20 protein-coding genes are annotated in these 25,873 nt (G+C 74.3%); 15 read left to right on the top strand and 5 right to left on the bottom strand.

All coding sequences use genetic code 11. The features are described from left to right. Positions 1–187: 187 nt before the first annotated feature. On the top strand, positions 188–403 hold the full coding sequence (locus tag ABFY03_RS08865; protein ID WP_346169636.1) for an I78 family peptidase inhibitor: 216 nt from the start codon (positions 188–190) through the stop codon (positions 401–403). Between the two features lie 67 nt (positions 404–470). Here the strand turns inward: ABFY03_RS08865 and ABFY03_RS08860 are convergent, their stop codons facing one another. Next, positions 471–1,370: a phosphatase PAP2 family protein gene (locus tag ABFY03_RS08860; protein ID WP_346169635.1), complete on the bottom strand. Its 900-nt coding sequence runs from the start codon at positions 1,368–1,370 to the stop codon at positions 471–473. Between the two features lie 410 nt (positions 1,371–1,780). Between ABFY03_RS08860 and ABFY03_RS08855 the strand changes: the two genes are divergently transcribed. Next, positions 1,781–3,550, top strand: coding sequence for an MFS transporter (locus ABFY03_RS08855; protein WP_319010932.1), 1,770 nt, complete (start codon positions 1,781–1,783; stop codon positions 3,548–3,550). A 108-nt stretch (positions 3,551–3,658) separates the two neighbouring features. Here the strand turns inward: ABFY03_RS08855 and ABFY03_RS08850 are convergent, their stop codons facing one another. Further along, complete coding sequence (locus tag ABFY03_RS08850) at positions 3,659–4,093, bottom strand: cell division protein SepF (protein WP_031007691.1); 435 nt, start codon at positions 4,091–4,093, stop codon at positions 3,659–3,661. A 405-nt stretch (positions 4,094–4,498) separates the two neighbouring features. Between ABFY03_RS08850 and ABFY03_RS08845 the strand changes: the two genes are divergently transcribed. Beyond that, entirely contained in the window at positions 4,499–5,803 is a 1,305-nt protein-coding gene (locus tag ABFY03_RS08845; protein WP_346169634.1) for a DUF5685 family protein, read from the top strand. A 16-nt stretch (positions 5,804–5,819) separates the two neighbouring features. Here ABFY03_RS08845 and ABFY03_RS08840 read toward each other — a convergent pair whose 3' ends face one another. Both ABFY03_RS08840 and ABFY03_RS08835 read right to left on the bottom strand, forming a co-directional pair. Beyond that, complete coding sequence (locus ABFY03_RS08840; protein ID WP_346169633.1) at positions 5,820–6,773, bottom strand: ABC transporter substrate-binding protein; 954 nt, start codon at positions 6,771–6,773, stop codon at positions 5,820–5,822. Continuing rightward, positions 6,770–7,261 carry a GNAT family N-acetyltransferase gene (locus tag ABFY03_RS08835; protein ID WP_319010935.1) on the bottom strand — a complete coding sequence of 164 codons (492 nt, stop codon included), beginning with the start codon at positions 7,259–7,261 and terminating at the stop codon, positions 6,770–6,772. Before ABFY03_RS08835 ends, ABFY03_RS08840 begins: the two co-directional genes overlap by 4 nt. Before the next feature lie 421 nt (positions 7,262–7,682). Between ABFY03_RS08835 and ABFY03_RS08830 the strand changes: the two genes are divergently transcribed. The 10 genes from ABFY03_RS08830 (at position 7,683) to adhE (ending at position 20,143) form a co-directional block, all read left to right on the top strand. Further along, entirely contained in the window at positions 7,683–8,558 is an 876-nt protein-coding gene (locus ABFY03_RS08830; protein ID WP_319010936.1) for an amino acid ABC transporter permease, read from the top strand. Continuing rightward, positions 8,555–10,360, top strand: a complete 1,806-nt coding sequence (locus tag ABFY03_RS08825; RefSeq protein WP_346169632.1) for an FAD/NAD(P)-binding protein — start codon at positions 8,555–8,557, stop codon at positions 10,358–10,360. The genes ABFY03_RS08830 and ABFY03_RS08825 overlap by 4 nt, the downstream gene beginning before the upstream one ends. 82 nt (positions 10,361–10,442) lie before the next feature. Continuing rightward, positions 10,443–11,342: an amino acid ABC transporter permease gene (locus tag ABFY03_RS08820; RefSeq protein ID WP_346169631.1), complete on the top strand. Its 900-nt coding sequence runs from the start codon at positions 10,443–10,445 to the stop codon at positions 11,340–11,342. Beyond that, positions 11,339–12,133 (top strand): amino acid ABC transporter ATP-binding protein, encoded by a 795-nt coding sequence (locus ABFY03_RS08815; protein WP_346169630.1) that lies wholly within the window; start codon positions 11,339–11,341, stop codon positions 12,131–12,133. The genes ABFY03_RS08820 and ABFY03_RS08815 overlap by 4 nt, the downstream gene beginning before the upstream one ends. A 29-nt stretch (positions 12,134–12,162) precedes the next feature. Further along, positions 12,163–13,131 (top strand): ABC transporter substrate-binding protein, encoded by a 969-nt coding sequence (locus ABFY03_RS08810; RefSeq protein WP_346169629.1) that lies wholly within the window; start codon positions 12,163–12,165, stop codon positions 13,129–13,131. 40 nt (positions 13,132–13,171) lie between these two features. Further along, positions 13,172–14,188 (top strand): LLM class flavin-dependent oxidoreductase, encoded by a 1,017-nt coding sequence (locus tag ABFY03_RS08805; protein WP_346169628.1) that lies wholly within the window; start codon positions 13,172–13,174, stop codon positions 14,186–14,188. Beyond that, complete coding sequence (locus tag ABFY03_RS08800; protein WP_319010942.1) at positions 14,185–15,504, top strand: NtaA/DmoA family FMN-dependent monooxygenase; 1,320 nt, start codon at positions 14,185–14,187, stop codon at positions 15,502–15,504. The genes ABFY03_RS08805 and ABFY03_RS08800 overlap by 4 nt, the downstream gene beginning before the upstream one ends. After that, a complete protein-coding gene (locus ABFY03_RS08795; protein WP_346169627.1) occupies positions 15,501–16,310 on the top strand; it encodes a DUF1684 domain-containing protein in 810 nt (269 codons plus the stop codon). The genes ABFY03_RS08800 and ABFY03_RS08795 overlap by 4 nt, the downstream gene beginning before the upstream one ends. Before the next feature lie 204 nt (positions 16,311–16,514). Further along, on the top strand, positions 16,515–17,369 hold the full coding sequence (locus ABFY03_RS08790) for a S1 family peptidase (RefSeq protein ID WP_319010944.1): 855 nt from the start codon (positions 16,515–16,517) through the stop codon (positions 17,367–17,369). Between the two features lie 179 nt (positions 17,370–17,548). Beyond that, positions 17,549–20,143, top strand: coding sequence for a bifunctional acetaldehyde-CoA/alcohol dehydrogenase (adhE, locus tag ABFY03_RS08785; RefSeq protein ID WP_346169626.1), 2,595 nt, complete (start codon positions 17,549–17,551; stop codon positions 20,141–20,143). Between the two features lie 61 nt (positions 20,144–20,204). Here adhE and ABFY03_RS08780 read toward each other — a convergent pair whose 3' ends face one another. Next, positions 20,205–21,242 carry an ABC transporter permease gene (locus ABFY03_RS08780; protein ID WP_346169625.1) on the bottom strand — a complete coding sequence of 346 codons (1,038 nt, stop codon included), beginning with the start codon at positions 21,240–21,242 and terminating at the stop codon, positions 20,205–20,207. A gap of 188 nt (positions 21,243–21,430) precedes the next feature. On the opposite strand from ABFY03_RS08780, the gene ABFY03_RS08775 reads away from it, so the two are divergent. Together ABFY03_RS08775 and ABFY03_RS08770 are read left to right on the top strand one after the other, a co-directional pair. Next, positions 21,431–24,874 carry a DNA polymerase III subunit alpha gene (locus tag ABFY03_RS08775; protein WP_319010947.1) on the top strand — a complete coding sequence of 1,148 codons (3,444 nt, stop codon included), beginning with the start codon at positions 21,431–21,433 and terminating at the stop codon, positions 24,872–24,874. After that, positions 24,871–25,827: a DNA polymerase Y family protein gene (locus tag ABFY03_RS08770; RefSeq protein ID WP_319010948.1), complete on the top strand. Its 957-nt coding sequence runs from the start codon at positions 24,871–24,873 to the stop codon at positions 25,825–25,827. Before ABFY03_RS08775 ends, ABFY03_RS08770 begins: the two co-directional genes overlap by 4 nt. The last annotated feature ends 46 nt before the right edge of the window (positions 25,828–25,873 follow it).

The following is a 25,873-nucleotide window of genomic DNA, read 5'->3' as shown; positions in this document are numbered from 1 at the left end:
GGGCCCCCGCCCGGAATTCGGCCGGGCGGGGAAAACCTCCCGAACGGTTCGTACGAAGCACCGGCCGCCTTTTCGAATTACCGGAGAAACGGCCGGGGACATGGCCTGCGTCACGGCCCCGGTGCCCGCCGCGGCTGTCGGGAAGTTGTGACGCAAGCGTGACCGCGAGGGGACTAACGTGAACCCCATGGCACCCATACCGCGCATCCCCGAACCGCCCCGAGACGCGCCCGAGTCCTATGTGGGCCTCGACGCGGACGGCGCCGCCCGGCTCGCCAGGACCCGTGGCTGGCGCACCGTCCGGACCCTCCCGCCCGGCGCGATCGTCACCATGGAGTACGTCGCAGGACGCCTCAACTTCGAGGTCGCGGACGACACCGTCACCCGCTGCTGGATCGGCTGACGCCGGACGCGCGAGAGGGCCCCGGCCGGTCGGCCGGGGCCCTCTCGCGTACGGACGGGGCGGGGTGTCAGGCGGTGAGGCGGTCCGACGACGGACGGCTCCGGGCCGCCCGGGCGTGGCTCGCCGCCACCCCCACGGTCTCCCGTGACGGCTCCTCGGCGGCCGCCGGGGCCGGGAAGAGCCGCGGCCCGCCGGAGGCCACCGGCAGCGAGGGCACCAGCCGGCTCCGGGCCCGCAGCCGCTCCCTGAGCCGGTCGCGCCGGTCCAGGATCCACGCCTCCACCACGGCGATGACCGGCTCGCACCAGGGCAGCGCGAGCAGGATCAGCAGGCCGGCGGCCCAGCCCAGCAGCACGTCGCTCAGCCAGTGCGTGCCGAGGTAGACCGTCGTGAGGCCGACGCCGAGCGCGACCACGGCGGAGAGCGCGGACAGATAGCGCCGGGCCCGCGGGGTGGTGGCGAGGTAGGCCAGGATGCCCCAGGTCACCACCGCGTTCGCGGTGTGACCGGAGGGGAATATGTCGCCGCCCGCGAACAGCTCGGCCGAGCCGATCTGCGTCGCGTAGTGGGGGCCGAGCCGGCCGAGTCCGAGCTTCACGGCGCCGACGGTGACGTTGAGGAGCAGCAGCGCCGCGCCGAGCGAGAGGAGCGGCCGCAGGGTGTGCTGGCGCCACGAGCGCCAGCCCAGCCAGGCCGCCACCATCACCGCCGTCGGACCGCGCTGGCCGAGGACGACGTAGTAGTCCAGGAAGGCGTGCAGCTCCGGCCACTGCTGGTAGGGACGGAAGAGCATGATCTTCCAGTCGAGGGTCACCAGCCAGGTGGACAGCAGCACCGCCACCACGACGGCGAGATAGAACGCCGACGTCCCGCCGAAGAGGGCGAGACGCGTCCGGGTCATCCGCGGGACCTCTATCTTCGGCGGGACCGGCTCCCGGTCCAGCCGGGCAAAGATGTCGGTACGCACCCAATCGACGTTACAGGGGGTGAGCAGACGACCCGGTCGATCCGCTCCCTTCGTGATGACGATGTGATGTGGAGTGGGTCTCAGCGGCCCGGTTATTCCGGACTCCCGTCGGAAAATCCGATGACCTTCAGCCCTATTGCCGCCGGTGCTGATTCCGGAAGCCTGTTTGTACGGCACGGAATTACTTCAAACACCCGTCCGTGCGGAATTCCATGCGACGCGCGGGCCGTGCCCTGTGGCGTACGCCACACCGGGAGCCTCGCCGGGGTGAGAGGTGCGCCACCCTCCCGGGGCCAGTCCTCGCGTACGCTGACGGCTCACTCGCCCCTCATCACCGTGCCGCCGCGGGCCCATCGGCCCTGGTCGGCGGCGCCATGCCGAGCGCGAGAGCGTCACTTGGAGGTACGTACATGTCGCGGACGATCACGGCCCGAGCAGGACGGCGTGCCGCCGGCGGCGACGCGAACCGCTGGGCCGTCCTCGTCGTCCTCTGCGTCAGCCTGCTCCTGGTCGCGCTCGACGCGACCATCCTCCACGTCGCCGTCCCCTCGCTGACCGAGAACCTGCGCCCCGGCTCCACCGAGCTGCTCTGGATCGTCGACGCCTACCCGCTGGTCTGCGCCTCGCTGCTGATCCTCTTCGGCACCCTCGGCGACCGGATCGGCCGGCGGCGGGTCCTCCTCCTCGGCTACGGCCTCTTCGGCGTCGCCTCGGCCCTCGCCGCCCTCGCCACCGAGCCCTGGGTCCTCATCGCGGCCCGCGCCCTCCTCGGCGTCGGCGGCGCCATGATCATGCCGGCGACCCTCTCCATCATCCGGACGGTCTTCCCCGACCGCCGCGAGCGCGCCACCGCCATCGGCATCTGGACGGCGGTCGCCGCGATCGGCGCCGCCGCCGGCCCGGTGCTCGGCGGCTTCCTCGTCGAGCACTACTGGTGGGGCTCCGTCTTCCTCATCAACATCCCGCTGATGGCGCTCATCCTGCCGCTCGCCCGCCGCCTCCTGCCCGAGTCGCGGGGGAGCGCCGAGGGGCCCTGGGACGTCCTCGGCGCGCTGATGGCCGCGGCCGGCGTCCTGGGCTGCGTCCTCGGCGTGAAACGCGCCGGCGCCGGAGAGCCGCTGCTCTCCCCGCTCACCGCCGGACCCCTGCTGGCCGGCCTGCTGCTCCTCGTCCTCTTCGTCCGGCGCCAGCGCCGCAGGCCGCACCCGCTCATCGACATGCGGCTCTTCGCCCGGCCCGCCTTCACCACCTCCGTCGGCTGCATCGTCCTCGCCATGCTGGCCCTGGTCGGCCTGGAGCTCATCGCCGTCCAGTACCTCCAGCTGGTTCTCGGACTCAGCCCCCTGGAGACCGGGCTGCGGCTCCTCCCGCTCACCTTCGCCGCCATGGCGGCCGGCGCCACCGGCTCGTACACCCTGCGCCGGCTCGGACCCCGGCGGATGGTCGGCTGGGGCTTCCTGCTCACCGCCGGAGCGGTGCTGCTGCTCACGCTCATGGGCCAGCACGACCGCCCGCTGCTGCTCACCGCCGGTTTCGTCCTGCTCGGCTTCGGCCTCCAGACGACCCTCTTCTCGGCCTACGAGTCGATGCTCAGCGAGGCGCCGCCGCGCAGCGCCGGCGGGGCCGCGGCGATCGGCGAGACCTCCTACCAGCTCGGCGCGGGCATGGGCATCGCCCTGCTCGGCAGCGTCATGAACGCGGCGTACGCCCCCGGCCTCACCGGCGTCCCCGGGGTGCCGGCGGAGGCGAGCGCCGCCGCGGCGAACTCGCTCGGCGAGGCGTACCAGGTCGCCGACCGGCTCGGCGGAGCGGCCGGCGACGCCCTGCACGCCGCCGCGCGCCACGCCTTCGTCGACGGACTGCACCTCACCCTCCTCGTGAGCGCGGGCCTGCTCCTCGCCGGTGCCGTGATGGCCGTCCGGCTGCCCCGGGTGATGGAGTGCCCGGTGGACGTCGAGGCGGCGGTGGAGGAGGCGGCGGCCGAGGCCGCGCGGGCGGAGGCCGCGAGGGCCGCGGGCGCCGGGCCGGCGGGGGAGCGGGACGGGTGTGCCGGGCCGGCCCTGGTGCCCGGCCAGCCGGTGGCCTCGCCGGGCGACACGGGGACGGCCGCCGAGCCCCGGCCGCTGCCGGGCTCCGGCCCCGCGGAGACCATGAGCGGCGCGGTCGGCCGGGCCCGCTGACGCGACCGGCCCGGACCCGCGGGGCGGGTCCGGGCCGGGGTGGCGTCGGTCGGGATCGCGGGGCGATCCGGGGGCGGCGCGGTGCGGCGCCGGGGCGGTCGGGGCGCGTCAGCTCTGGTTGAAGAAACCGTCCTGCTGGCGGCGGCCGGACTCGCCGCTGACGATCTCGGTGTCGGCCGGGGTGAGCAGGAAGACCCGGGTCGCCACGCGCTCGATCGAGCCGCGCAGGCCGAAGGCGAGGCCGGCGGCGAAGTCGACGACCCGCTTGGCGTCGTTCGGCTCCATGGCGGTCAGGTTCACGATCACCGGCACACCGTCCCGGAAGAGCTCGCCGATGGCCCGGGCGTCCCGGAAGCTGTCGGGCGAGACGGTGGCGATCCGGCGGCCCCGGTCCTCGGCGGTGTCCGAGGCGACCCGGACCCGGGGGTCCGTCACCCAGGCGTCGCCGCTCTCGGCACCGTCGGCGTACTCGTCGTCGTAGTAGCGCTCGTCGTTGTCCTCGACGAGTCCCAGCCAGGCGCTCGCCTTGCGCACCGATCCCATGGACGCCTCCTTTCACGCGGTCACTGCGGTCACTTGTGGTTCCGCATTCCCTATCGTCGTCCATGATGCGGATCGCGCGCCAAGTGGATAGGCGCCGCGCAGGGGATTCGTGACGGTACTGGTGCAGAACGTGAGGCCCGTTTTCTGGCGATTCGTCAGGAAACTTGGGGTATGCGGGGTCTGACGGAGGGCCATGCTGCTGAAAATATGAAAGTCGGTCCGGAAGGGTGACGCCGGGCGCGTACGGGTGAACGCCACCCCTCGCTACGATGCCGCGAGGCCGTCCGGCGGTTCTCCGGCACACGCCCCGGGAGCCCGCCGGGGAGACCCCCGGAGGGTGCCCTGAGCGGCCCGTCGCGCGCTCCGCGCCCGGCACGCTCTCGCACCGCACCACGGGGGATGGAAATGTTCGGAATCGTCAGACCCTGCACCCATCGGCTCACCGACCACCTGAAGACCCAGTGGATGGCCCACCTCTGCGGGCTGTGCCTGGCCCTCCGCGCCGACCACGGCCAGTTCGCCCGGGTCGTCACCAACTACGACGGGCTCATCGTCTCGGTTCTGACGGAGGCTCAGACCGGCGTCACCGAGGCCGGCCGGCGCACCGCGGGCCCCTGCCCGCTGCGCGCGATGCGCACCGCGCCGGTCGCCCGCGGCGAGGGCGCCCGGCTCGCCGCCGCCGTCTCGCTCGTCCTCGCCTCGGCCAAGGTCCGCGACCATGTCGCCGACCGGGACGGCCTGCTGGCCCGCCGGCCGGTCGCCGCCGCGGCCCGCCGGGTCGCCCGCTCCTGGGACAGGGCCGGCGCCCGCGCGGGCCACGCCGTCGGCTTCGACACCGCCGTCCTCGTCGACGCCGTGGACCGCCAGACCGGCATCGAGTCCCTCGCCGGCCCGGGCACCCCGCTCCTCGTCGTCACCGAACCCACCGAGACCGCCACCGCCGCCGCCTTCGCCCACACCGCGCTCCTCGCCGGCCGGCCGGGGAACGCCGAACCGCTCGCCGAGGCGGGTCGGCTCTTCGGCCGCCTCGCCCATCTCCTCGACGCCGTCGAGGACCAGGCCGCCGACGCCGAGGCCGGCGCCTGGAACCCGCTCACCGCCACCGGCACCTCCCGCGAGGAGGCCCGCCGGCTCGCCGACGACGCCCTGCACGGCATCCGGCTGGCGCTGCGCGACGCCGAGTTCACCGACCGGAAGCTCGTCCACCAGCTCCTCGCGCACGAACTGCGGGTCTCGGTCGACCGCGCCTTCGGCACCACGACCTGCTCCCACGTCGGCGGCGGCGCCCCGGCGCACGGCCACGGCCCGGTGCCCGGCAACCCCTACGCGCCGAACGGCCCCGGGACCGGCAGCCCTTACGGCCCCGGCCCCGGCAACCCGTACGCCCCCGGCCCCGGCGGACCCGCCGGACCGGGCGGGCCCTGGAACCCCGGCCCGGGCGGCGGCGGGGGCGGCGGCTTCCCGCCCGGCCCGCCGCACCGCGACCGGCGCGGCCTGATCGCCGGCTGCGCGGTCTGGGTCGGCCTCGCCTGCACCTGCCAGATGTGCTGCGGCAGCTACGAGGACCCGTGGAGCCGCGAGCGCAAGGACGGCCTGTGCCAGCAGTGCGACTGCGACTGCTCCAGCTGCTGCGACGGCTGCGAGTGCTGCTCCAACTGCTGCGGCGACGGCGGCTGCTGCGACGGCTGCGGCTGCGACTGCAGCTGCTGACGGGCGGCCGGGCGGGTCACCTCGCCGGGGCGGGCAGCTCCGGCGGGGAGATCCGCGACTCGGCGATGCCCGACGCGGTCACGCCCCACTTCCGCAGGATGCGGTCGTAGGTGCCGTCCTTCTTCAGGCCGTTCACCGCGGCCCGGAAGGCGGGCGCCAGCGCGGACCCCTTCCGGAACGCGAAGCCGACGTCGAGGCGCCGGTACTCGTTGAGGAAGCGGGTGCCGGGCTGCCGGCCCACCGCGTACCGGATGCCGTTGATGGTGCTCATCACCACGTCGCTGCGGCCCTGCCGCAGCGCCAGCCAGGGCGCCCCGCTCTCGCTGAAGACGTTCACCTCGTACGGCTCCTTGCCCGCCGCCGCGCAGCGCCCCCGGTTCTTCTCCAGGGTCTGCTCGAAGGTGGTGCCGGCGCCCGTCGCCACCTTCAGTCCGCACAGCTGCGTCAGATCGGTGACCGCCTTCAGCGGACTGTCCTCGCGGACCGCGAAGCCCTGCCCGTCGTTGATGTAGGTCACGAAGTCGATCGTCTTCCGGCGCTCCTCGGTGACCCCGAAGTTGCCGGTGCCGACGTCGTACTTCCCGCTGCCCAGCGCCGGCAGGATCACCTCGAACCCGGCCGCCTCACGCTTCAGTTCCAGACCGAGCGCCCGCGCGACGGCCGCCGCGAAGTCCGCGTCCAGGCCGACGACGGTCTTCCCGTCGGGGAGGTACGCCGAGCTGGGCGGGGTGCCGACCGAGGCGGCGAGCGTCAGCGTGCCCCGCTCGCGCACCTCCGCGGGCAGCAGCCGCGCCGCCGCCTCGTTCCGGCCGACCGCCGCCACCACGTCCTGGGTGGGCAGCGCGTCCCGCGCCGCGCCGGCCGGGTCGGTCGCCGCGGGACCGCCGCCGGAGCAGGCGGTGAGCGCGAGCGCCGTGGCGGCGGTCAGGACGAGGGCGGCGGTGCTCGTACGTCTGCGGGGACTGCTCATGACTGCTCCAGGTGTTTCTCGAACGGCAGCGGACCGATCGACTCGGGATCGGCGGTGACGTCGAAGAGCGGACGGTAACCGGTCGCCAGATAGAGGCCCCTGGCCTCCGGCTGGCGCGGACCGGTGGTGAGGTACACGCGGGTGTAGCCGCGGGCGGCGGCGTCCGCCTCCAGCGCGGCGAGCACCCGGCGGGCCAGACCGCGCCGGCGGTGCGCCGAGTGGGTCCAGATCCGCTTCAGCTCGGCGGTGCCGGGGGCGTGGCGGCGGTACGCGCCGCCGGCGACGGCCGCGTCCCCGTCGAGGAGGAGCAGGAACGTGCCGTGCGGCGGGGCGAACTCCGCGGCCGGGAAACGCGTCAGGTCGGAGGAGTCGCCGTAGCGGGTGAGGTACTCGTGCGCCAGCTCGTCGAGGAGCGGGCGCGCCAGGGGATCGTCGGGCGTCGTCGCGCGCAGCGAGAGCGCGGACACCCGGCCGGGCGGGAAGGACATGGCGTCGGCCTCGGGCGGGAGGGGGACAGGGCGGGGCGAGGGGAGGGGTGCGTGAAGGCGCGGGGGGACGGCGTCAGCGGGGACGCCGGAGGACAGGTGCGACGACCTGGGGAAACGCAGCGGGACGGCTCAACAGGAAGAGGACCACACACGACCGAGGTCGATGTGGGAGCGCGTGACGAGCTGCTGCGGATGCATGGCCTCAGTGGAACAGGCATCCGTTCCCCAGTCAACCGGTAGGAGACGTACGCCTCACTCAACCGCCCGCATCGCGGACGGACTTGACAGCCGCGCGCCATCGCCCCGTAGCCTCACAGGGCGGACACCGGGCTGAGGGGCCCGGCCCGCGCTCCGCACCGCCGTGCGTGTGAAGGCGCACTCCCGTCCGACCCGCCGCCTCTGGCAGTCACGGAGCCTTCGCATGTCTTCCGTACCCCTCGACACCCTCGCCGCCCCCGGACCGAAACCGGCCGCCGCCCCGGCGAAGACCGATCCGGCCGCCCCCGTCGTCGTCCCCGCCCGCCGGACCGGCCAGTGGACCGCCGCCGGCGTCGTCCTCGTCCTGCTCGGCCTCGGCCTCGTCTCGGTCGTCCGCAACGACGCCTTCCAATGGGACGTCGTCGCCCGCTACTTCACCTCGGCGTCCGTGCTGCGCGGCCTCGGCCTCACCCTGTGGCTGACCGCCGCCGTCATGGTCCTCGGCTTCGCCCTCGGCACCCTGCTCGCCGCCCTGCGGCTCTCCGCCAACCCGGTGCTGCGCGCCGTCGCCTGGGGCTACGTGTGGTTCTTCCGCTCCACACCGATCCTGGTCCAGCTGCTCTTCTGGTTCAACATCGGGATGCTCTACCCGAGGATCCTCGGGGTCTCCACCGTCGACCTGCTCGGCCCGGTCGCCGTCGCCGTCCTCGGCCTCACCCTCCACGAGGCCGCCTACGCCGCCGAGGTGGTGCGCGGCGGCGTCCTCTCCGTCGACCGCGGCCAGATCGAGGCCGCCCAGGCGCTCGGCCTCGGCCGCCGCCGGCGCTTCACCCGGATCGTGCTCCCGCAGGCCATGCGCGCCATCGTCCCGCCCGCCGGGAACATGCTCATCGGCACCCTCAAGGGCACCTCGATCGTCTCCGTCATCGCCGTGCAGGACCTGCTCTACTCCACCCAGCTCGTCTACCACCGCACCTACGAGGTCATCCCGCTCCTCCTGGTCGCCACCCTCTGGTACGTCGCCGTCACCTCCGTCCTCGGCATCGGCCAGCACTACGTCGAGAAGCGGTACGCGCGCGGCACCGGGGCCGGCCGATGAGCGCCGCCTCGCTGGTGATCGTCGGCGCCGGACCGCGCGGCACCGGCTTCCTGGAACGGCTCGCCGCAGCCCTGCCCGAGCTGTACGGCGACCGGCCGCTCGACCTCCACCTGGTCGACCCGTACCCGCCCGGCCCCGGCCGGATCTGGCGCACCGCCCAGTCGCCGCTGCTCTGGATGAACTCGCTCGCCGAGGACGTCACCGTCTTCACCGACGACACCGTCCGCCTCGAAGGGCCGGTCCGCCCCGGGCCCACGCTCGCCGAATGGTCCGGCACCGACGGCCGGCGCTTCGTCCCCCGCCCCGAGCAGGGCGCCTATCTGCGCTGGGCGTACGAGCGGGCCAGGGACGCGCTGCCCGCCACCGTCACCCTCCACGAACACCGCACCACCGCCCTGCGGGTGGACGGCCCCCGCGAGGGCCGGCAGCGGGTGTGGCTCGCCGACCGCGCCACCCCGCTCCCCGCCGACCTGGTCGTCCTCACCCTCGGCCACCTCGACGCCGAACCCGACGCCGAGCAGCGGGAACTGGCCGGCTTCGCCGCCCGCCACGGCCTCGTCCACGTGCCGCCCGGCCACACCGCCGACCTCGACCTGTCCGCCCTCCGGGCCGGCGAACCCGTCCTCGTCCGGGGCTTCGGCCTCGCCTTCGTCGACCTGATGGTGCTCCTCACCGAGGGCCGCGGCGGCCGCTACGAGGGGACCGAGGAGGCGCCCGTCTACGTGCCCTCCGGGAACGAGCCGGTCCTGTACGTCGGCTCCCGCCGGGGCGTCCCGTACCACTCCAAGCTCGGCTACGCCCTCGACGGCGAACGGCCTCCGCTGCCCCGCTTCTTCGGGCCCGACCGGGTCGACGCCCTGCTCGGCCGGGACAGGCCGCTCGACTTCCGGCGCGACGTCTGGCCGCACGTCTCCCACGAGCTCGGCTGGGCCCACTACCACCGCCTCTTCACCGCCCACCCCGAACGCACCACCGGCACCTGGGGCGCCTTCGCCGCCGCCTGGGCCGCCGCCGGTCCGGGCGGCCCCGGCCTCGGCGGACTCGTCGCCGCCGCCGTCCCCGACCCGGCCGACCGCTTCGACCCCGACGCCCTCGACCGGCCCCTCGACGGCCTCCGCGTCCCCGACGCCGACGCCCTGCAGGGCGCGCTGCGCGCCCACGTCACCGCCGACCTGCGCCGCCGCCACGACCCCGCCCACAGCCCCGACGCCGCCGTCTTCGCCGCCGCCCTCTCCGTCTACGGGCAGCTGGTGCGGCTCGGCGAGCGGATCGACACCGACGGCTGGTGGCACGGCTTCTTCAGCTTCCTCGCCTCCGGCCCGCCCGGCCCCCGGCTGCGCCGGCTGCTCGCCCTCTCCGAGGCCGGCACCGTCCGCTTCCTCGGCCCGCGCCTCACCGTCGAGGCCGACGAACGGCACGGCGTCTTCCGGGCCTCCTCGCCCGCCGTGCCCGGCGCGGTCACCGAGGCCCGCGCCCTCGTCGAGGCCCGGCTGCCCGCCCCGACCGTCACCGGCACCGCCAGCCCGCTGCTGCGCGGCCTGTACGAGGACGGCGCCCGGGCCACCCCCGGCGGACTGCTCGCCGTCGACCCCTCCGACGGGCGGATCGCCCAGCGGGACGGCCGCCCGCACCCGCGCCGGATCGCCCTCGGCCCGCACACCACCGCCCGCGCCGGCGGCGGCTTCACCCGGCCCGGGACCGGCGGGCTCGCCCTCGCGCAGAACGACGCCGCCGCCCGCGCCGCGCTCGCCTTCCTGCGGGACGGCGCCCGCCGGCCGGCCGCCGCCGCGCCGGCCGCCTGAACCCGCCGCCCCCACCCGTACCCGTACCCGTACCCGTACCCGTATCCGTACCCGCCCTCCCGCCCAGGACCGAGGAACCGTCATGACCCTCACCAGCGACCCACCCGTCGATCCGGTCGCCGAGCAGACCCCGCCCCGGCCGCCCGGCGACGACGGCACCGCCCCGACCGTCGTCCCCGTCCGCCGCCCCTGGCGCTGGGTCGCCGTCGCGGCCACCGCCGTCGTGCTCGTCCAGTTCGCCCACGGCCTCGTCACCAACCCCGGCTGGGAATGGGACGTCTTCGCCCGCTACTTCGCCACCGACGCGATCCTCCGCGCCGTCTGGGTCACCCTCCAGCTGACCCTCTACGGCACCGTGCTCGGCTTCGCCCTCGGCGTCGTGCTCGCCTTCATGCGCCTCTCGGAGAGCCCCTTCCTGCGGGCCGTCGCCTTCGGCTACGTCTGGGCCTTCCGCTCCATCCCGCTCATCGTCCAGCTCCTCTTCTGGTTCAACCTCGCCTACCTGTACAAGGAGCTGAGCGTCGGCATCCCGTTCGGGCCCGGCCTCTACTCCTTCGACACCGTGGGCCTGGTCGGCGCCATGAGCGCGGCCGTCCTCGGCCTCGCCCTCCACCAGGCCGCCTACGCCGCCGAGATCGTCCGCGGCGGGATCCTCGCCGTCGACGCCGGACAGCTGGAGGCCGCCGCCTCCCTCGGCATCCCGCGGCTGCGCCGGCTGCGCCGGATCGTGCTGCCGCAGGCCATGCGGTCCATCCTGCCGAACGCCGCCAACGAGATCGTCTCGCTCTTCAAGGGCACCTCGATCGTCTCCGTCATGGCCATCGGCGAGCTCTTCTACCAGGTCCAGGTCGTCTACGGCCGCACCGGCCGGGTGGTGCCCCTGCTGATGGTCGCCACCGTCTGGTACGTGCTGCTGACCACCGCGCTCTCCGTCGTCCAGCACTACGTCGAACGCCACTACGCCAAGGGGAGCACCCGATGAGCACCCGCACCGCCCCGCCCGCCGCCACCGCCGGCCCCAAGGTCGAACTCCGCGGCGTCCGCAAGAGCTTCGGCGCCACCGAGGTGCTGCGCGGCGTGGACCTCGACGTCGCCCACGGCGAGGTCACCGTCGTCCTCGGCCCGTCCGGCTCGGGCAAGTCCACGCTGCTGCGCACCATCAACCACCTGGAGAAGGTCGACGGCGGCTCGGTCAGCGTCGACGGCGTCCTCGTCGGCTACCGCCGCTCCGGGAACAAGCTGTACGAGCTGCGCGAGCGGGAGATCCTGCGGCAGCGCACCCGGATCGGCTTCGTCTTCCAGAACTTCCACCTCTTCCCGCACCTCACCGTGGTGGAGAACATCACCGAGGCGCCGGTCTCCGCGCTCGGCCGTCCCCGCAAGGAGGCCGAGGAGGCGGCCCGGAAGCTGCTCGCCCGGGTCGGGCTCGCCGACAAGGCGGAGGCGTACCCCCGGCAGCTCTCCGGCGGACAGCAGCAGCGGGTCGCCATCGCCCGCGCGCTCGCCCTCGAAACGGGCCTGCTCCTCTTCGACGAGCCGACCTCGGCGCTCGACCCCGAGCTGGTCGGGGAGGTCCTCGACGTCATCCGGGACCTCGCCGCCGCCGGCACCACCATGATCGTCGTCACCCACGAGATCGGCTTCGCCCGCGAGGTCGCCGACACCGTCGTCTTCATGGACGGGGGCCGGATCGTCGAGCGGGGCACCCCCGCCGAGGTCCTCGACGCCCCCACGCACGAGCGCACCCGCGCCTTCCTCTCCAAGGTCCTCTGACCCTTCCGCCCCACCCACAGGAGTCCGTCATGCGTACCCGCCGTACCCTCCTCGCCGCCGTCGCGCTCACCGCCCTCGGGGCCCTCACCGCCTGCGGCACCGGCGACCCCGCCACCGAGATCAAGCCGGACGGCAAGCCGGGTCGGGGCGTGAACCTCGGCCCGGACCAGAACCGGATCCGTACCGGCAAGGCCGACGCCGTCGCCGCCAAGGTGCCCGAGGCCGTCCGGGCGAGAGGCACCCTCGTCATCGGGGTGAGCGCCGGCGGGCAGCCGCCGCTGAACTTCTACGCCACCGACGACAAGACCCTCATCGGCGTCGAGACCGACCTCGCCACCCTGGTCGCCGACGCCCTCGGACTGAAGCCGGACTTCCAGGCGGTCTCCTGGGAGAACCTCTTCGTCGGCCTCGACAGCGGCAAGTTCGACGCCGTCTTCTCCAACGTCACGGTGACCGAGGAGCGCAAGGACAAGTACGACTTCGCCACCTACCGCCGCGACGACCTCGCCTTCGAGGCGAAGAAGGGCTCGGGCTGGACCGTGAAGGGCCCGGCGGACGTGGCGGGGAAGAAGATCGCGGTCGGCTCCGGCACCAACCAGGAGAAGATCCTCGTCGACTGGTCCGCGGAGAACGAGAAGGCCGGCCGTCCGGGCGTCGAGATCGTGTACTTCCAGAACCCCACCGACTACTACCTGGCCCTCCAGTCCGGCCGCATCGACGCCTATCTGGGCCCCAACCCGTCCGTCGCCCACCACGTGGCCGCCGCCGGACAGACCGAGGTGGCCGGGACGTTCTCCGGGGCGGGCGCCGGGCTCCAGGGCAAGATCGCCGCCACCACGAAGAAGGGCAGCGGGCTCGTCGAGGCGTACGCCGCCGCGCTCGACCACGTCATCGCGAACGGCAGCTACGCGAAGGTCCTGGAGCGCTGGGGCCTGTCCTCCGAGGCCGTCACGGAGTCCGAGATCAACCCGCCGGGCCTGCCCCGGACCACGAACTGACGCCCCGTCATCGCCGCCACCACCGCATCGAGGACCCCGCATGACCGGAGTACGACCGCTCCATCTGGCCGCCGAGCTCGCCCCCGCGCCCCCCGACGGGGGGTCGCGGACCGTCGCCGGCACCGTGGCGCTCGCCCGCCTGGCCGAGGACGCCGGGCTCGACTTCCTCACCCACGACGACTCCTTCGCCCGGCCCGGGCTCGACGCGCTCGCCGTGCTCGCCCGGATCGCGCCCGAGACCCGCTCCGTCGGCCTGGTGCCGACCGTCACCACCACCCACACCGAGCCCTTCCACGTCCAGGCCGCGGTCGCCACCCTCGACTGGGTGAGCCGCGGCCGGGCCGGCTGGCGGATCGCCGTCTCGCCCGGCGCGGCCGAGGCCCGGCTCTTCGGCCGCCGGCCGGCCCCGCCCACCGCGGCGCTCTGGCAGGAGGCGGGCGAGACCGCCGAGGTGTCCCGGCGGCTGTGGGACAGCTGGGAGGACGACGCCGAGATACGGGACGTGGCCACCGGCCGCTTCGTCGACCGCCGCAAACTGCACCACGTCGACTTCGAGGGCGCCGCCTTCTCCGTCAAGGGCCCCTCGATCGTGCCCCGGCCGCCGCAGGGCAACCCGGTCGTGGTGGTCGACGCCACCCGCCCGGCCGCCCGGGAGACCGCCGCCCGCCACGCCGACGTGGCGCTGATCCGGGCCTCCTCGCCGGAGGAGGCGGCCGGACTCCGCGCCGAACTCCACCGCGCCGCCCGGGCGCACGGCCGCGACCCCGGGCTGCTGCGGGTGCTGCTGACCCTCAGCGCCGACCTCGACGCCCACCCGGGCGGGCCCGCCGCGCTGGCCGGGCTGGCCGCCGACTGGCACGGCGGCGGCGCCGTCGACGGCCTGCACTTCGTCCCCGCCGTGCCCGGACGCGACCTGCCCCGGTTCGCCGCCGAGGTGGCCGGCGCCCTGCGGGCCCGGGGCCTGTTCCGTACCGCCTACGAGGGCACCACCCTCCGCGACCGCCTCGGGCTGCCGCGGCCCGCCAGCCAGTACGCACCGAAGGGAGCCGACGCGTGACCGAGTCCCGGCCGGCCAGGAAGCAGATCCACCTCGCCGCGCACTTCCCCGGCGTCAACTCCACCACCGTGTGGTCCGATCCGCGCTCGGGCTCGCAGATCGACTTCTCCTCCTTCGAGCACCTCGCGCGGACCGCCGAGCGCGGGCTCTTCGACTTCTTCTTCCTCGCCGAGGGACTGCGGCTGCGCGAGTACGGCGGCCGGATCCACGACCTCGACGTGGTCGGCCGCCCCGAGTCGATCACCGTCCTGAACGCGCTCGCCGCCGTCACCGACCGGCTCGGCCTCGCCGCCACGGTCAGCGCCACCTTCAACGAGCCCTACGAGCTGGCCCGCCGGCTCGCCTCCCTCGACCACCTGAGCGGCGGCCGGGCCGCCTGGAACGTGGTCACCTCCTCGGACGCCTTCACCGGCGCCAACTTCCGGCGCGGCGGCTTCCTGGACCGGGCCGACCGGTACACCCGGGCCGCCGAGGCGGTCGCCACCGCCCGCGAGCTGTGGGACTCCTGGCCCGCCGGCGGCGAGCGGCGCCGCTTCGCGCACGCGGGACCGCACTTCCGGATCGAGGGCGAGGTCACGGTGGAGCGGCCCCCGCAGGGGCATCCGGTCGTCATCCAGGCCGGCGACTCGGACGAGGGGCGGGAGTTCGCCGCCTCCGCCGCCGACGTGGTCTTCTCGCGGCACTCCACGCCGGAGGCCGGGCGGGCCTTCCACGCCGACGTCAAGCGGCGGCTCGCCCGGTACGGGCGGCGGCCCGAGGACCTGAAGATCATGCCGGGGGTCACCTACGTCCTCGGCGACACCGAGGCCGAGGCGAGGGAGCGGGCCGCGCTGATCAGCCGGCAGCAGATCTCCCCGCAGAACGCCCTGCTCGCCGCGGAGCAGGTCTGGGGCCGCGACCTGTCCGGCTACGACCCCGACGGGCCGCTCCCGGACGTCGACCCGGACCCGGAGTCGACGCTGGTCCAGGGCCGGGTGCGGATCGCCGACCCGTTCGCGGTGGCGGCCCGCTGGCGGGCGCTGTCCGAGGCCAAGGGCCTGTCGATCCGGGAGACGGTCATCGAGGCCACCGCCCGGCACTCCTTCGTCGGCACCCCGGAGTCGGTCGCCGCCGCCCTGGAGGAACACGTGGCGACGGACGCCGCCGACGGCTTCATCCTGATCCCGCACCTCACCCCGGGCGGCTTGGACGACTTCGTGGACCGGGTGGTGCCGCTGCTCCAGGAGCGCGGGGTCTTCCGCACGGAGTACGCGGGCACGACGCTCCGGTCGCACCTCGGGCTTCCGGCGCCGGTGTGGAAGGGTGGAACACCATGAGCGACACCACGAGCAGCGAGACCACCGACGCCGCCGGGGACTGGCGGCACTGGCACGAGCGGCGCGAGGCGGCGGTGGCCTCCTCGTACGGCCCGCTCTCCCTCACCGGCACGCACTGGTCGGCGGACTTCCCCGACGGCCGGCTGCCCGGTGTGCCGGGGGAGTGGCACGAGGACGGCGACGGGGTGGTCCTGACGGCGGTGGCCGAGGACGGACTGACCGTCGACGGCAAGCCCTTCGCGGGCAGCGTCCGGCTCGGCGCCGACCACGCGCCGATCCACGAGTCCCGGGTCGAGGCGGCGGGCCGCCGGCTCGTGGTGCTGCACCGCGAAGGGCTCTGGGCGGTACGGGACTTCGACCCCGGTTCGGCGGCACGGCGGGCCTTCCGGGGCATCGAGGCGACGCCGTACGACCCGCGCTGGGTGGTGCCGGGCTTCTACCGGCCGTACGAGGAGGCGCGCAGCGTCCGGGTGCGGAACGCGGACGGCAGGGAGCGCGGGCTCGGGCTTTCCGGCGAGCTGGTCTTCGAGCTCGACGGGCGGGCGCACGCGCTGCAGGTGGCGGTGGAGGACGACGGCACGCTGTGGGCGGTCTTCGCGGACGCCACCAGCGGGCGGTCCACCTTCCGCTTCCGCTTCCTGCGTCCGGCGGCGCCGGCGGAGGACGGCTCGGTGACGGTGGACCTCAACCGCGCGCTGCTGCCGCCGTGCGCCTTCGTGGATCACTTCATCTGCCCGTTCCCGCCGCCCGGGAACACGCTGGACGTCGCCGTGGAGGCGGGGGAGCGGCGGGTGCTGACCGCCTGACCTTCTGTCTTCCGGAATACGGACGACGGGTGCCCCGGACCGGTGTGTCCGGGGCACCGGTGGGTGCGGCGGTCTTGTGCACCGGGCCGGGAGGCGGCACCATCACTGGCGGTGCATGTCAGGGACACATCATCTGACGGCGCCTCACGGGCCTCTCACCCCCCGGGCCCCCTCCGCTTTTCCCAGAAGGATGTGAGGAGCACAGTGAGGATCAAGCGCACCCGTCTGCTCGCCGTCGCCGCCGGACTCGCGGCCGTCACCGCCCTCGGGCTCCCCGGAGCCCAGGCCGCGCCCGCCCCCGGCCCGGCCCCCGCCGCCCAACTGGCCCGCGCCGAGCGCGCGGTCGACGCCGCCGGCGTCGGCGGCACCGCCTGGTACGTCGACCAGGCCGCCGGCCGGGTCGTCGTCACCGCCGACTCGACCGTCACCGACGCGGGTCTCGCCAAGATCCGGTCGGCGGCCGGAAGCGACGCCGGCGCCCTGCGCGTCGAGCGCGACCCCGGCGTCTTCAAGCCCCTCCTCGGCGCGGGCGACGCCATCTACGGCAGCGGCTACCGCTGTTCGCTCGGCTTCAACGTCCGCAGCGGCAGCACGTACTACTTCCTCACCGCCGGCCACTGCGGCAACGTGGTGAACACCTGGTACACCTCGTCCGCCCAGTCCACCCTGATCGGCGCCACCGTCGGCTCCAGCTTCCCGGGCAACGACTACGCCCTGGTCCGCTACGACAACACCTCGCTCAGCCACACCGGCGGCTTCACCGCCGCCGACGCCTACGTCGGCGAGTCCGTCAAGCGGTCCGGCTCCACCACCGGCACCCGCAGCGGCACCGTCACCGGCCTCAACGTCACCGTCCGCTACTCCGGCGGCGGCACGGTGAAGGGCATGATCCAGACCAACGTCTGCGCCGAGCCCGGCGACTCCGGCGGCGCGCTGTACGACGGCACCAAGGCGCTCGGCCTCACCTCCGGCGGCAGCGGCAACTGCTCGACCGGCGGCACCACGTTCTACCAGCCGGTGCCGGAGGCGCTGGCCAAGTACGGGGTCAGCCTCTACTGACCCGCCCGGAGCGCCCCCGGCCGGTGCGGCCGGGGGCGCTCCTTTCCAAGATCTTGTGAACTCATTCACAAAAGGACTTCCGGCCCCCTCCCGAGGGCCTTTCCGCGCCCCCTTCCGCAGGCCGACAGGTGTCGAATGGAGGAGACGGAGAAACCAGGGACCGGCGAAGGAGGCCCGTCATGGAGGCCAAGGAGACGGTGGAAGGACTCGTGGGCCGGGCGCTCGGCGCGCTCGCGGAGTTCGAGACCCTCGACCAGGAGCAGGTCGACCACATCGTGAAGAAGGCGTCGCTCGCCGCGCTGGCCGCCCACGGCGAACTGGCCCGCCTCGCCGTCGAGGAGACCGGCCGCGGCCTCTTCGAGGACAAGGCCGTCAAGAACCTCTTCGCCTGCGAGCACGTCACCCACTCGATGGCCGGGCTGAAGACCGCCGGAGTGATCCGCCGCGACGAGCTGAACGGCATCACCGAGATCGCCGAACCCGTCGGCGTCGTCTGCGCGATGACCCCGGTCACCAACCCCACCTCGACGACCGTCTTCAAGGCGCTGATCGCCCTCAAGACCCGCAACCCGATCGTCTTCGCCTTCCACCCCTCCGCCCAGAACTGCTCGGCCGAGGCCGCCCGGATCGTCCGCGACGCGGCCGTCGCCGCCGGCGCCCCCGCCGACTGCGTCCAGTGGATCGAGGAGCCCTCCATGGAGGCCACCGGCCTCCTCATGCGCCACGAGGGCGTCTCCACCATCCTCGCCACCGGCGGCAACGCGATGGTCCGGGCCGCCTACTCCTGCGGCAAGCCCGCCCTCGGCGTCGGCGCCGGCAACGTCCCCGCCTATGTCGCCAAGGACGCGAAGCTCCGGCGGGCGGTCCACGACATCGTCCTCTCCAAGGCCTTCGACAACGGCATGATCTGCGCCTCCGAACAGGCCGTCGTCCTCGACGAGGAGATCTACGAGGAGGGCATCGCCGAGTTCCGGCGGCTCGGCGCCCATGTCGTCACCGCCGCCGAGAAGGCCAAGCTGGAGGAGTTCCTCTTCGGCGTCACCGCCCACGGCACGGACTGCGGCGGCGCGAAGCTCAACGCGGCCGTCGTCGGCAGGTCCCCGGTGTGGATCGCCGAACAGGCCGGCTTCGAGGTCCCCGAGGGCACCTCGATCCTGCTCGCCGAGTGCGCCGAGGTCGGCGAGAACGAACCGCTCACCCGCGAGAAGCTCTCCCCGGTCCTCGCCGCCCTCAGGGCCGGCTCCACCGAACAGGGCCTCGAACTGGCCGCCGCGATGGTCGAGTTCCACGGCCTCGGGCACAGTGCCGCCATCCACACCGAGGACGAGGCGCTCGCCGAGGAGTTCGGCCGGCGGGTCAAGGCGGTCCGGGTCATCGTCAACGCCCCCTCCACCTTCGGCGGCATCGGCGACGTCTACAACGCCTTCCTGCCCTCCCTCACCCTCGGCTGCGGCTCCTACGGGCACAACTCCGTCTCGGACAACGTCACCGCGGTGAACCTGGTCAACGTCAAGCGGATCGGACGGCGGAACACCAACATGCAGTGGTACAAGATCCCGCCGAAGATCTACTTCGAGCGGAACGCCATCCGCTACCTCGGTGAGATGGAGGGCCTGAAGCGGGTCACGATCGTGACCGACCGGACCATGGGCGAGATCGGCTTCGTCCGCAGGGTCACCGACATCCTGAACGGGCGGCCGGAGCCCGTCGAGATCCAGGTCATCGACGACGTCGAGCCCAACCCGGAGCTCGCCACCGTGCGGGCCGGCGCCGCCGCCATGCGGGAGTTCCGGCCGGACACCATCGTCGCCCTCGGCGGCGGCTCCCCGATGGACGCGGCGAAGATCATGTGGCTGATGTACGAGCGGCCCGAGGTCGAGTTCGCGGACACCAAGGAGAAGTTCTTCGACATCCGCAAGCGGGCCTACCGGTTCCCGAAGCTCGGCGAGAAGGCCAGGCTGGTCGCGGTCCCGACCACCTCCGGCACCGGCAGCGAGGTCACCCCCTTCGCCGTGATCTCCGACCCGGAGGCCGCCCAGAAGTACCCGCTCGCCGACTACGCCCTCACCCCGGACGTGGCCATCGTCGACCCGGTGCTCCCGCTCCACCTCCCGCCGACCGTCACCGCCGACTCCGGCTTCGACGCCCTGACCCACGCCACCGAGGCGTACGTCTCGGCCTACGCCAACGACTTCACCGACGGGCAGTGCCTCCAGGCCATCCGGCTGATCTTCGAGAACCTGGAGACCTGCGTGACGGAGGGCGCGAAGGCGCCCGAGGCCCGGGAGCGGATGCACAACGCCTCCACCATCGCCGGCATGGCCTTCGCCAACGCCTTCCTCGGCCTGGTGCACGCCATGGCCCACACCCTCGGCAACACCTTCCACGTCGCCCACGGGCGCACCAACGCGCTGCTCCTGCCGCACGTCGTCCGGCACAACGGCACCGTCACCCACAAGGCCGTGCCGTGGCCCAAGGCCGAGACCTACCGGGCCCCCGAGCGCTACCAGGAGATCGCCCGGATGCTCGGCCTGCCGGCCGCGACCCCGCAGGAGGGCGTGGAGTCCTACGCCCGGGCCGTCGAGGAGCTGCGCGCCCGCTGCGGCATCCCGGCCTCCTTCCGGGAGGAGGGCGTCGACGAGGCGGCCTTCCTGGCGGCCCTGCCGCAGCAGGCGATGAACGCCTACGCCGACCAGTGCGCCCCGGCCAACCCGCGGATGCCGATGATCGACGAGATGAAGGAGCTGATGACCCGGGCGTACTACGGCGCGTAGACCCGGACGGCACGCAGGAGGCCCCCGCCGCGGCGGGGGCCTCCTCCTGTGTTCCGGGGCGTCAGCCCTTGACCTCGTCCAGCTCCGTGGCGATCGGCTCGCCCGCCGGCTCCCGCTTCAGCGAGGCCAGCACCAGGGTGACCACCGAACCGACCACCGCCCAGGCGGAGAGCACCAGCATCGAGGCGGTCATGTCGTTGCCCTTGAAGTACGCGATCGAGCGCGCCGCCCAGGTGCCCGCGCCCGGCGGCAGGGCCGGACCGATCGCCTTCCAGAACGGCGGCAGCATCGGCGCGGGGAAGGCGCCGCCGGCGCTCGGATTGCCCAGCACCACCACCAGCAGGATCGCCAGGCCGATGCCGACGATCCCGAAGACCGACTGGAGCGCGAGGGTGGCGGCGCCGACGGCGAAGACGACCAGGGTGCCGAGCCCCCACAGGGCGGCGACGGAGCCCGGCAGGGCGCCCAGGACCGGGCCGACGATGACCGCGCCGCCGAGACCGCCGAGGACGGAGTAGACGGCGAGGACGCCGAGCCGGATGATCGCCCGCTCGCGGTTGGCCGGCCGGGAGCCGGCGCTGATGGCGAGGATCGCGGCGCAGATGTAGCCGCCGACGCACCAGCCGACCACCAGGTAGAAGGCGGAGAGCCCGTCGAAGTCCTGCGGCGAGGCGGGGGCCACGTCGACCGTCCGCACCTCCCGCCGCTGGGCCTCCTCCACCTGCGTGAAGATCTTCTCCAGGGCGGAGGAGAGCACGGTGCCTCCGCCGGAGGCGACGAGCAGGGTGTCGGTGCGGCCCGCCGGGTTCACGACCAGGGCCCCGTCGATCTCCCGGTTCAGGATCTGGTCCCGGGCCTCGTCGGCACCGGCGACCGCCCGCGGGTCGAGCGGGTCGCCGGGGAGTCTCTCCAGCTCGCCCATGAGGGTGGCGGACACCTGGGCGGGCGCGACCACGCCGAACGGCACGTCCGAGGGCTTCGGGTGGTGCAGGGCCCCGACGTACGAGGTGATGAAGAGGAGCTGGAGGGCGAAGACCCCGACGACGAGCAGGGCGGCTCGGGGGGTGACGGCGCTTTTCAGTTCGTCGACGAGACTCATGCCCCCCAGATTCCGGGGGAGGGGGCGTCGTCGCAGGTGGGAGGGGGCCGAACGGCTGACGGAGGTCGGCGTGCGCGGCTTATCGTACGCGCGTTCGAAATGAGCTAGGGTGGGATGTGGGGGTGGGAACGTCTGTACGAATACCGGTGCGGGAAGCACCGCCGGAGCAGGAACGCGGGAGGTGCGCCATGACGGGCTTCACCCATCTGCACACCGCCTCGGGCCACTCCCTGCGGTACGGCGCCTCCCACCCCGCGGACCTCGCCGCCCGCGCCGCCGAACGGGGCATGGACGCCCTCGCCCTCACCGACCGCGACGGCCTCGGCGGCGCCGTCCGCTTCGCCAAGGCGTGCGAGAAGCAGGGCGTCCGCCCGCTCTTCGGCGTGGACCTCGCCCACGAACCCCTGGCCGCCCCGGCCGGCCCCGCCGACGGGCCCACCTCCGCCCGCCGGGTCCCCGTGCGCGGCGGCGCCTTCGTCGACGAGTCCGCGCCCCGGGCCGTCTTCCTCGCCCGCTCCCGGGCCGGCTGGGCCTCCCTCTGCGCCCTCGTCACCGCCGCCCACGCCCGCGCCGGCGAGGGCCGGCCCGTGCTGCCCGCCTCCGCCGACCCCGGCACCGGCCTCTTCGTCCTGCTCGGCCCCGACTCCGACGTCGGCCGCGCCCTCGCCGCCGGCCGCCCCGACCGGGCCGCGCGGCTGCTCGCCCCCTGGCGGGAGCGGTACGGCGACGCGCTCCGCCTCGCCGCCGTCGACCACGGGCGCCCCGGCACCGGCCCCGGCTCCCTGCGGCTCGCCGCCCGGACCGTCGGCTTCGCCGCCGAACAGGGCGTGCCGCCCGTCCTCACCAACGCCGTCCGCTACGCCGACCCCGGCCAGGGCCCGGTCGCCGACGTCCTCGACGCCGCCCGCCGGCTCGTCCCGATCGACCCCCGCAAGGGCCTCGACAGCGGCGAGGCATGGCTCAAGGACGCCGCCGCGATGACCGCCGCCGCCGAGCGGATCGTCGAGGCCGCCGGCTTCCGCCCCGACGCCGCCCGCCGGCTGCTCGACCGGACCGCCGAGACCGCCGCCGCGTGCCTGGTCGACCCCGAGGACGACCTCGGCATCGGCTCCGCCCACTTCCCCGAGCCGCGCCTCGTCGGCGCCGCGCACCGCACCGCCCAGCGCGTCCTCGCCTCCCGGGCCGCCGCCGGCATGGTCCTCAAGGGGTACGAGCGGCGGGGCGCCTACTGGGACCGGATGCACCGCGAGCTCGACATCATCGCCCACCACGGCTTCGCCACCTACTTCCTGACGGTCGCCCAGGTCGTCGACGACGTGAAGGGGATGGGGATCCGGGTGGCCGCCCGCGGCTCCGGCGCCGGCTCCCTCGTCAACCACCTCCTCGGCATCGCCCACGCCGACCCCGTCGAGCACGGCCTGCTCATGGAGCGCTTCCTCTCCAAGCGCCGCACCGCCCTGCCCGACATCGACATCGACGTCGAGTCCGCCCGCCGCCTGGAGGTCTACCGGGCGATCATCGGCCGCTTCGGCGCCGAACGGGTCGCCACCGTCTCCATGCCCGAGACCTACCGGGTCCGCCACGCCGTCCGGGACGTCGGCGCCGCCCTCTCCCTGGACCCGGCCGAGACCGACCGGATCGCCAAGGCGTTCCCGCACATCCGCGCCCGGGACGCCCTCGCTGCCCTCGACGAACTCCCCGAACTGCGCGAACTCGCCGGCGAACGCGAGAGGTTCGGCCGCCTCTGGGAACTGGTCGAAGCGCTCGACGCGCTCCCGCGCGGCATCGCCATGCACCCCTGCGGCGTGCTCCTCTCGGACGCCTCGCTGCTCACCCGCACCCCCGTGATGCCCACCAGCGGCGAGGGCTTCCCCATGTCCCAGTTCGACAAGGACGACGTGGAGGAGCTCGGACTGCTCAAGCTCGACGTGCTCGGCGTGCGGATGCAGTCCGCGATGGCCCACGCCGTCGCGGAGGTCGAACGGGCCACCGGCACCCGGCCCGACATCGACGCGGTCCCGGAGGGCGACCCCGACACGTACGCGCTGATCCGCTCCACCGAGACCCTCGGCTGCTTCCAGATCGAGTCCCCGGGTCAGCGCGACCTGGTCGGCCGGCTCCAGCCCGCGACCTTCCACGACCTCGTCGTCGACATCTCGCTCTTCCGCCCGGGCCCGGTCGCCGCCGACATGGTCCGCCCCTTCATCGAGGCCCGGCACGGCCGCGCCCCCGTCCACTACCCCCACCCCGACCTGGAGGAGTCCCTGAAGGAGACGTACGGCGTGGTCGTCTTCCACGAGCAGATCATCGAGATCGTCCGGATCATGACCGGCTGCGACCGGGCCGAGGCCGACCAGGTGCGGCGCGGGCTCTCGCACCCCGAGTCGCAGGGCCGGATCAGGGCGTGGTTCGCCGAGCTGGCCAGGCGCCGGGGGTACGCCGACGAGGTCGTCGCCCGCACCTGGGAGATCGTCGAGGCGTTCGGCTCGTACGGCTTCTGCAAGGCGCACGCGGTGGCCTTCGCCGTGCCCACCTACCAGTCGGCCTGGCTCAAGGCCCACCACCCGGCCGCCTTCTACGCCGGGCTGCTCACCCACGACCCCGGCATGTACCCCAAGCGGCTGCTGCTCGCCGACGCCCGGCGGCGCGGGGTGCCGGTGCTGCCGCTGGACGTGAACCGGTCGGCGGTCGCCCACCGTATCGAACTGGTGTCCGATGAGCCTCCGGTGTGGGGGCTCCGCCTCGGCCTCACCGACGTCCACGGCATCAGCGAGGCCGAGTCCGCCCGCATCGAGGCCGGGCAGCCCTACGCCTCCCTCCTCGACTTCTGGGAACGGGCCCGCCCCGGCAAACCCGTCGCCGAACGCCTCGCCCAGGTCGGCGCCCTCGACGCCTTCGGCGCCAACCGCCGCGACCTCCTCCTGCACCTCACCGAACTCCACCGCACCCAGCGCGGCGCCGCCTCCTACGGCGGACAGCTCCCGCTCGCCCAGGGCCGCAAGACCGCGCCCATCGGCCTGCCGGACCTCGACGAGTCGGAGCGCCTCAGCGCCGAACTCGGCGTCCTCGGCATGGACGCCTCCCGCCACCTCATGGGCGACCACCACGCCTTCCTCCGCGAACTCGGCGCCGTCTCCGCCGAGCGGCTGCGCTCCGCCGTCCACGGCCAGACCGTCCTGGTCGCGGGCGCCAAGGCCGCCACCCAGACCCCGCCGATCCGCTCCGGGAAGCGCGTCATCTTCACCACCCTCGACGACGGCACCGGCCTGGTCGACCTCGCCTTCTTCGACGACGCCCACGAGCGCTGCGCCCACACCGTCTTCCACTCCTGGCTGCTCCTGGTCAGGGGCGTGGTGCAGCGGCGCGGCCCGCGCAGCGTCAGCGTCGTCGGCTCCGCCGCCTGGAACCTCGCCGACCTCGCCGAACTGCGGGCCGCCGGCGGCCTGGACGCGGTGGGGGAGCGGCTCGCGGAGGACGCGGCCGTCCCCGCGGAGAGCACCGACAGCGGCCGCCGCATCCGGATGGGGACCGGCTACGAGATGAACCCCTGGGCCGACCTCAAGCCCGCCGGGGAGGGCGCCGCCACCCCGGCGCGGAAGCTCTGGCACAGCAGCCCGGGGAGCGCCGGATGATCCTCTGCGTACGGTTCCGCCCGGAGACGCCGGAACCGCTCTTCCCCCGACTGGTCGACCTGCTCGGCGAGTTCACCCCCGTCGTGGAGGCCGCCCCGCCGCACGAGGCGCTCGCCGACGTGCGCGGCGCGCTGCGCTACTTCGGCCGCACCCCCGCCGAACTCGCCGCCGTGATCCGCGTCCGGGCCCTCGCCCTGTACGGCGCCGACTGCGTCATCGGCGCCGGGCCCAACCCGATGCTGGCCCGGATGGCCGCCCGCGAGGCCCGCCCCGGCCTCACCCTGACCGTCGACGACCCGGCGGCCTTCCTGCGCGACCGCCCCGTCGTCGCGCTCGACGGCGTCGGCCGCACCACCGCCCGCACCCTCTGCGGCTACGGGCTCGACTCCGTGGGCCGGGTCGCCGACGCCCCGCTCGCCGTGCTCCAGCGGCTCGTCGGCGCCAAGGCCGGCCGCGACCTGTGGGAACGGGCCCAGGGCATCGACCGCACCCCCGTCGTCCCGAACGCCGCCGCCCGGTCGCTGGCCGCCGAGCGCTCCTTCCCGTACGACGAACTCGACCGCGCCGCACAGCGCCGCGCCCTGCTCTCGCTCGCCACCGAACTGGGCACCCGGCTGCGGACCGGCTCCCAGGTCTGCCGGTCCCTCGCGCTCACCGTGCGGTACGCCGACCGGAGCACCACCAGCCGGAGCCGCACCCTGCCCGAACCGACCGCCCACGGCACGGCGCTCACCGCCCTCGCGTACGCGCTCCACGACTCCCTCGGCCTCCAGCGGGCCCGGGTGCGGGGCCTCGCGCTGCGCGCCGAGGGCCTGGGACCCGCCGAACGGGCCGCGCACCAGCTCACCTTCGACCCGGCGGACGAGAAGGCCCGGCGGATCGAGGCGGTGGCCGACCGGGCGCGCGCGAAGTTCGGGCCGCGGGCGATCCTGCCGGGCTCCCTGGCGGCCTGAACGCCCCTCGTGCGGAAGGCCGCTGACGACACGCCAGTTTTTACCG

It is taken from the genome of Streptomyces roseofulvus (assembly GCF_039534915.1).
GTDB lineage: Bacteria > Actinomycetota > Actinomycetes > Streptomycetales > Streptomycetaceae > Streptomyces > Streptomyces roseofulvus.
Note: the sequence above shows the minus strand (reverse complement) of the source record. Positions and strands in the feature narration are given on the sequence as shown.

Coding starts and splice junctions, on each gene's coding strand:
- ABFY03_RS08865 (WP_346169636.1), top strand. CDS start 188: ATGGCACCCATACCGCGCATCCCCGAACCGCCCCGAGACGCGCCCGAG.
- ABFY03_RS08855 (WP_319010932.1), top strand. CDS start 1,781: ATGTCGCGGACGATCACGGCCCGAGCAGGACGGCGTGCCGCCGGCGGC.
- ABFY03_RS08850 (WP_031007691.1), bottom strand. CDS start 4,093: ATGGGATCGGTGCGCAAGGCGAGCGCCTGGCTGGGACTCGTCGAGGAC.
- ABFY03_RS08845 (WP_346169634.1), top strand. CDS start 4,499: ATGTTCGGAATCGTCAGACCCTGCACCCATCGGCTCACCGACCACCTG.
- ABFY03_RS08840 (WP_346169633.1), bottom strand. CDS start 6,773: ATGAGCAGTCCCCGCAGACGTACGAGCACCGCCGCCCTCGTCCTGACC.
- ABFY03_RS08835 (WP_319010935.1), bottom strand. CDS start 7,261: ATGTCCTTCCCGCCCGGCCGGGTGTCCGCGCTCTCGCTGCGCGCGACG.
- ABFY03_RS08830 (WP_319010936.1), top strand. CDS start 7,683: ATGTCTTCCGTACCCCTCGACACCCTCGCCGCCCCCGGACCGAAACCG.
- ABFY03_RS08825 (WP_346169632.1), top strand. CDS start 8,555: ATGAGCGCCGCCTCGCTGGTGATCGTCGGCGCCGGACCGCGCGGCACC.
- ABFY03_RS08820 (WP_346169631.1), top strand. CDS start 10,443: ATGACCCTCACCAGCGACCCACCCGTCGATCCGGTCGCCGAGCAGACC.
- ABFY03_RS08815 (WP_346169630.1), top strand. CDS start 11,339: ATGAGCACCCGCACCGCCCCGCCCGCCGCCACCGCCGGCCCCAAGGTC.
- ABFY03_RS08810 (WP_346169629.1), top strand. CDS start 12,163: ATGCGTACCCGCCGTACCCTCCTCGCCGCCGTCGCGCTCACCGCCCTC.
- ABFY03_RS08805 (WP_346169628.1), top strand. CDS start 13,172: ATGACCGGAGTACGACCGCTCCATCTGGCCGCCGAGCTCGCCCCCGCG.
- ABFY03_RS08795 (WP_346169627.1), top strand. CDS start 15,501: ATGAGCGACACCACGAGCAGCGAGACCACCGACGCCGCCGGGGACTGG.
- adhE (WP_346169626.1), top strand. CDS start 17,549: ATGGAGGCCAAGGAGACGGTGGAAGGACTCGTGGGCCGGGCGCTCGGC.
- ABFY03_RS08780 (WP_346169625.1), bottom strand. CDS start 21,242: ATGAGTCTCGTCGACGAACTGAAAAGCGCCGTCACCCCCCGAGCCGCC.
- ABFY03_RS08775 (WP_319010947.1), top strand. CDS start 21,431: ATGACGGGCTTCACCCATCTGCACACCGCCTCGGGCCACTCCCTGCGG.
- ABFY03_RS08770 (WP_319010948.1), top strand. CDS start 24,871: ATGATCCTCTGCGTACGGTTCCGCCCGGAGACGCCGGAACCGCTCTTC.